Origin of the sequence: Kineococcus siccus (assembly GCF_009906795.1) — a bacterium.
Classification (GTDB): domain Bacteria; phylum Actinomycetota; class Actinomycetes; order Actinomycetales; family Kineococcaceae; genus Kineococcus; species Kineococcus siccus.
In genome coordinates this window covers 1-5,983 of the sequence record NZ_JAAALN010000238.1, presented here as the reverse complement: position 1 = coordinate 5,983, position 5,983 = coordinate 1, and the positions used below count along the sequence as shown (strand labels likewise).

The window sequence follows — 5,983 nt, the reverse complement described above, 5'->3', positions numbered from 1 at the left end:
CGGCAGCACGCCGCCCCCCGGCCGCGGGGGCGACGGTGGTGGGGCACGCGGAGGCTCAGGCGGCGGGCACCAGGGGTGCGCGCAGCGGCAGGTCGGTGCCGACGAGGACGGTCTGCGCCGCCCGCATCGAGCGGTGGTTGATGACGACCGGCGCGAGCAGGTTCGCCGTCGCGCTGGCCAGGCCCGTGCCCGGGTTCACGACGCACAGCACTGCCGCCTCGGTGGCGTCGCGCAGGTCGAGCGCGGCGACGGTGTCGTCGTCCAGCTCGGGGGCGTAGCCGGGGAAGAAGCTGCCCGGAGCCATGACGATGAGGCGCAGGTCGGGGTCGTCCAGGCAGCGCAGCGAGAACAGGACCCCCTCCTCGTCCAGGGCGACGAGGGAGAAGCGCTTGTGCTGGTCGAAGCCCATGATGGGGGCGACGAACTCGACCTCGGGGGCGGCGACGGGTGCGTCGGTCATGACGGTCACTGTAGAGAACTCCTTGCTCAACGGAGGAAGTCCATCAGGGTGGGCTGGATGACCTTGGCGGTGACGCCGAGCGCCGATTCGTAGGCGACCTTCTGCAGGTTGTACTCGATGAGCGTCTTCGGCAGGTCGACGCTCGTGATCTCGTTGTCCGAGTCGGTGAGGGAGTCGATGCGGGTGTCCGAGACGTCCTTGAGCGCGGTCAGCTGGTTGGTGCGCGCACCGACGGCCGACCAGGAGTCCTTGAGCCGGCCGAGGCCCGCGTCGATCTCGTCGAGGAAGCCGCCGATGCCGGTGGAGTCGCCGCTCTTGAGCTTGTCCGAGAGGCGGGTGAGCATCGCGAAGGTCTCCCCGGCGGTGCCGAAGGCCTCCTCGCCGGGGACGTTGACCTGGACGTCGACGTCCGGCCCGACCCGGCGCGCCACCGCGGCGCTGTTGCCCGCGTAGGCGTAGGTGGGGGGAGTGGTCGTGGTGTCGGCCGTGAACGCGGTGTCCGTGGCCCGGGTGCCGGCGAAGACGGAGCGCCCCAGGTACTTGGTGTTCGCCGACTGCAGCACCTCCTCCTTGAGGCTGTCGATCTGCCGCGCGATGGCGCGGCGCGACTCCGCGGTGTTCCCGCCCGTGCTGGCCGCCTGGACCGTCAGGCCGCGGATGGTCTGCATGGCGTCGACGGCGCCCTTGAGCGCCGTGTCCGCGGTGTTCAGCCACGCCTGGCCGTCGAGGTTGTTGCGGCCGTACTGCTCGTTGACGCCGATCTCGGTCCGGTACTGGATCGAGTTGTTGGTGACGACCGGGTCGTCCGACGGCTTGCGCAGCACCTTGCCGCTCGACAGCTGCTCCTGCAGGCGCTGGCTGCGGTCGAGGCTGGCCTGCAGGTTGTTCAGGGAACCGACCGCGAGGCTGCGGTTGGTGATGCGGCTCAACATCAGGGGGTCTCCGGTCCTGGGATCGTCAGCGGACGAGGTTGATGAGGGTGTCCAGCGACTCGTTGATCGCGCTGAGGACCCGGGCGGATGCGCTGTAGGCGTGCTGGAAGGTGACGAGGTTCGTCATCTCCTCGTCCATGTTGACGCCCGAGACGGCTTCCCGGGCGGCGTCGGACTTCAGGGCGACCTGGCCGGCGAGGACGGCGCGGCTCTCGGCGGCCTGGGCGGTGGACGCGATGCTCGTCACGGTGTCGCGCCAGACCCGCGACGGGCTCGCCGCGGTCTCGGGCAGCTGCCCCAGGGCCTTGGCGACGGACCGGTCCACGGTCCCGGGTGCGCTGTCGCGCCCGGCGAGGTCGGTGCCCTTCGTCGGGACGGTGGTCAGCGAGGCGGCCGTCGCGGGGACCCGGTAGAAGTCCTTCGCCGGGTCGTGCGGCAGGTCGGGGTTGTAGATGTCGTTGACGGACTTCGCGATGGACGCGGCCGCCGCGTCGTACTGCTTGGCGATGGTCGGCAGGGCCGTGTTGACGGCGTCGAGCGTCGCCTTGAGCGTGCCCGAGTCCGGCGCGACGGCCAGGGTGCCGACCTTGAGGAACACCTTGCCGCCGTCGCCCTTGACCTGGTCGAGGCTCAGGTAGCGGGGCTCGACGGAGGTCGCGGGGGTTCCGGCGGAGGCGGCCACGGTGACCTTCTCGGCGTGGACGCCGCTGACCAGCACCGCGTTGCCGAGGTAGACGTCGACGGTGCCGTCCTTGCCCGGGGTGACGCGCGCCCCGGTGAGGTCGGTGAGGTGGTTGACGTAGACGTCGCGCTGGTCCATCAGCTCGTTGGGCGAGGTGCCGGCGTTGACGGCCTTGCGGACGGCGAGGTTGAGCTCGGCGACGTGGGCCGCGGTGCCGTTGATGTCGTCGGCGAGGATGGAGGTGTTGTCCCGCAGGTTGCCCCACTGCTGCTGCAGGGAGGTGTCCAGGCTCTTCAGGGTGTCCGAGACGGCGGCGCTGCGGGCCATGACCGTCGTGCGGGCCGGCCCGGCGGCGTCCTCGCCCGAGGCCGTGCCGAGGTCGCCCCAGGACTTGTACAGGTCCGTCAGGCGCTGGGTCAGGCTTCCCTTGCCGGGTTCGCCGAGGCCGGTGTCCACCTGGGTGAGGACGGCGCTGGCGGTGCGCTGCTCCGCGGCGGTGGCCGCGTCCTGGCGCTTGCGCGCGTCGACGAAGGCGTCGGCGATCCGGGTGATCCCGGTGATCTCGACCCCGTCGCCCGGGACGTCCTTGCGCGAGGACCACAGGCCGTCGGTCGCAGCGGTCGCCTCGGTCTGGTCCAGGCGCTGGCGCGTGTAGCCGGGAGTGTTCGCGTTGGCGATGTTCTGCCCCGTGACCTCCATGCCGCGCTGCGCCGCGCTCAGTCCGCGGGAGGCCAGGTTGATGCCGGAGAAGGTGCTCATGTCCTCGGTCCTCGCTGCCCGTCAGAGGGCTTCGTCGACGAAGTGGGCACGCGATCCCCCGGTGGAGGCTGCGGTGTTCTTGCCCTTGGCGGTGTAGGTGTCCAGGCCCTGGTCGAGGCCCAGCAGTGCTTCCCGGACGGCGCGGGCGCCGCTGGTCAGCAGGTCGCGGTTGGCGTCCGCGAGGTTCTGGATCTCCGCGGTGAGCGTGAGGAACGCGTCGCGGTGGCTCCGGAACAGGTCGTCCCACGGTTCGGGGACGACGTTGGCGAGCACGTTCAGGCTGGGACCCGCGTCGATGCCGAGCTCGGCCGCGATGGCGTCCACCTCGGCGGCGCGCAGCAGCTCGGTCGACCGGATCTGCTCCAGGACGAACTCCACCTCACGGGTGGCGTGCGCCAGCCAGCGCGTGCGGCCGCTGGCCAGCACGAGCTGCTCCTCCTCCAGCTTGAAGAGCAGCAGCTCCAGCAGCTCCCGCTCCTTCCAGAGGATGCCGGAGACCTCAGCGAGTCCCATTCCCGTCCTTCCCGTGCCGACCGTCGCGTCCTTGCTCCCGCCTCCATCGGCACTCCGGCGTCGCACCTGAGGGGCTGCCGGGGTGGTGCGGGGCCGGCGTGCCCCCGTGGGCGACGGCCTCGCGGGGGCGGGAGCCGCGCCGGTCCGCGTCGGTACCGCCGTCCGGGTGGCGCCGCTCGCCCGTCGTCACGCCGGCGCGCGTGGCCACTGCTCCGGACGAGACCCCCGACCGGACGCTCAAGTCGGAGGGGGTGACGTGCCGAGAGATGGGGCGTGACCGCAGACGCCGCTGCTCCCCAGCTCGAGGCCCTCACCGACGCCGCCCGCGCGGCCCTGGTCGTGAGGAGCCTGCCGATCGTGGGCTACATCACCAACGAGTTCATCGGCCGGCTCCCCTCGCACGTGAGCCGCGACGACCTCACCTCCGCCGGGCTGCTGGCCCTGGTGCAGGCCTCCCGGGCCTACGACCCCACGACGGGCGTGCCCTTCAACCGCTACGCCAACACCCGCATCCGCGGTGCGCTGCTCGACGAGCTGCGCGGCCAGGACTGGGCGTCGCGCGGAGCCCGCAGCCGGGCCCGCAAGCTCACGCAGGTCGAGGACCAGCTCACGGTGCAGCTCGGCCGCCGGCCCACGGCCGACGAGACCGCCTCGGCGCTCGGCGTCACCACCCGCGAGCTGCACGACACCCGCGACGACGCGCAGCGCTCCGTCGTGCTGTCGATGCAGGGGTTCACGGCCGACGGCGCCTCGCTGGACGACCACCTGCCCACGCACACCCCCGGCCCCGAGCAGGAGCTGCTGCACCGCGAGCGCCTCGGCTACCTGCGCTCCGCCGTCGCCGCGCTCCCCGAGCGCCTGCGCGCGGTCGTCGAGGGCTACTTCATCGCCGAGCGCCCCATGGCCGAGCTGGCCGAGGAGCTCGAGGTCAGCGAGTCCCGGATCTCGCAGATGCGCGCCGAGGCGCTCGTCCTGCTCCGCGACGGCATGAACGCCCACCTCGCCCCCGAGATGCTGGGCGCGCTGTCGGGCTCCAACGCCGCCGTGAAGCGCAAGGAGTCCTACTTCGCCGCCGTCGGCGCGCAGTCGGACTTCCGGGCGCGGCTCGCGCTGAGCAGCTTCGGGGCGTCCGCCGCGCCGGTGCGGGTGCGCCAGAGCGCCTGACGCCGGTCAACCCGACCGCACCAATCCAGTGACTTGTCGTCATGCAAGTGGCACTCTCAGTAGGGTGAGCACTGTGAGTGAACGCCGTCTGAGGCCGCTGAGCGACTGGTTCCCCGCCGCGGGGACGGCGCCCACCACGGCGGCCCTGCCGGCGGCTGGCGACGCCGCGGCTCCCGGCCAGGAGCGGGTCCTGGTCCGTCTCGCCGGCGACCTCGACCGCGAGTCGGTGCTGCTCGCCGCGGTCCTGCGGGTCTTCGACGCCCAGCGCGGTAGCGGGGTCCTCATCGCCGTCGCCGGGGTGCCGGAGCCCCGTCCCGCCGACGCCGACGCCATCGGGGGCCTGCTGGCCTCGCTCGCGGAGGACCCGGCCGACCTGCCCGACGTCGAGCTCGTCGGCGACGACCACACCCTCGACGGAGAGGTGGACGTGGTCGTCGAAGGCACCGGGACGGCCTGGGGAGACGCCGAGACGGTGCTGCAGCTCGCGTCGCTGTGGCGGCCGTGACCACCGCGACGGCGGTCGCCGGTACCGCTGCGGGGGTCCCCGAGTCCGCGCTCTGGGTGCGCTGGGACGACACCGCCCCCGGCGTGGTGGCCGCCTTCCTGGCGCACCACGCCGACCACCCGGGGACGTCGCTCGTCGTCTGCGCGCGGGACGAGGCGGAGGTGCAGACCGCCGGGTCGGCGCTGGCGCGCATCGCCCTCGCCGCCGGCCCCGCGGCGACCGTCGCACCCGTGCACGTGCTTGAGGGAGACCCCCGACCCGCGGACGTCGCCCGCGGGGTCCACGCCTTCGGTCCCGGCCTCCCGCAGTACGCCGCGGCGCCCACGGTGCCCGACCCGGAGCGGGTGGACGACGTGCTCGCCGGACTCCGCCTGCGGCGCGGCAGGACGGTCGCCGCGAGGGGGCCGGTGGCCGTGCGGTTCATGGGGGGTCTGGGCAACCAGCTGTTCCAGTACGTCCTGGCGCGGACGCTGGCTGACCGCACGGGCGCTGCGCTCGTGGCCGACCGCACCTGGTTCGCGGGCGAGCGCCTGCGCTGGGAACTGGACGACTTCCAGGTCCGCGTCGACGCCTTCGTCGACGACGAGCGCGGCTGGGCCGCGGTCGGCGGGCCGCCCGGCCGGCACGTCGCGGAGGCCGGGTTCCGCTTCGACCCGACCCTGCTCGGGCAGGAGGCGGGGGTGCTCCTCGAGGGGTACTTCCAGTCGCCGCGGTACGGAGAGGCGAACGTCGACGCCCTGCGCGCGGACCTCCGCCCCCGGCGCGCCCTCTCGTCGTGGGCCACTGAGGTCGCCGAGCAGTTGGCCGCCCTCCCCGAGGCGACCAGCCTGCACGTGCGCCGGGGGGACTACGTCAGCAACCCGGCCGCCCAGGCCGTCCACGGGACCTGCTCGCCGGAGTACTACCGCCGCGCGCTGGACCACCTCGACGCCGTGCTGGGCGGGCCGGGTTGCTGACGTAGTCCCCCC

General features: G+C 73.2%; 7 protein-coding genes. 3 read left to right on the top strand and 4 right to left on the bottom strand.

Going from position 1 to position 5,983, the window contains the following annotated elements; all coding sequences use genetic code 11:
• Positions 1-55 precede the first annotated feature (55 nt).
• The 4 genes from fliW to flgN are packed head-to-tail and all read right to left on the bottom strand — an operon-like array spanning position 56 to position 3,346.
• On the bottom strand, positions 56-460 hold the full coding sequence (fliW, locus tag GTR02_RS18935; RefSeq protein WP_166609038.1) for a flagellar assembly protein FliW: 405 nt from the start codon (positions 458-460) through the stop codon (positions 56-58).
• A 26-nt stretch (positions 461-486) separates the two neighbouring features.
• Positions 487-1,389 (bottom strand): flagellar hook-associated protein FlgL, encoded by a 903-nt coding sequence (flgL, locus tag GTR02_RS18930; protein ID WP_166609037.1) that lies wholly within the window; start codon positions 1,387-1,389, stop codon positions 487-489.
• Between the two features lie 28 nt (positions 1,390-1,417).
• A complete protein-coding gene (gene flgK, locus GTR02_RS18925; protein WP_166609036.1) occupies positions 1,418-2,833 on the bottom strand; it encodes a flagellar hook-associated protein FlgK in 1,416 nt (471 codons plus the stop codon).
• 21 nt (positions 2,834-2,854) lie between these two features.
• Entirely contained in the window at positions 2,855-3,346 is a 492-nt protein-coding gene (gene flgN / locus GTR02_RS18920) for a flagellar export chaperone FlgN (RefSeq protein ID WP_166609035.1), read from the bottom strand.
• Positions 3,347-3,619: 273 nt separating this feature from the next.
• Here flgN and GTR02_RS18915 point away from each other — a divergent pair, with 273 nt between their 5' ends.
• The 3 genes from GTR02_RS18915 (at position 3,620) to GTR02_RS24695 (ending at position 5,971) form a co-directional block, all read left to right on the top strand.
• Entirely contained in the window at positions 3,620-4,510 is an 891-nt protein-coding gene (locus GTR02_RS18915; protein ID WP_338073924.1) for a sigma-70 family RNA polymerase sigma factor, read from the top strand.
• Positions 4,511-4,583: 73 nt separating this feature from the next.
• On the top strand, positions 4,584-5,015 hold the full coding sequence (locus tag GTR02_RS18910; RefSeq protein ID WP_166609034.1) for a hypothetical protein: 432 nt from the start codon (positions 4,584-4,586) through the stop codon (positions 5,013-5,015).
• On the top strand, positions 5,012-5,971 hold the full coding sequence (locus tag GTR02_RS24695) for an alpha-1,2-fucosyltransferase (RefSeq protein WP_166609033.1): 960 nt from the start codon (positions 5,012-5,014) through the stop codon (positions 5,969-5,971). The genes GTR02_RS18910 and GTR02_RS24695 overlap by 4 nt, the downstream gene beginning before the upstream one ends.
• Positions 5,972-5,983: the final 12 nt, after the last annotated feature.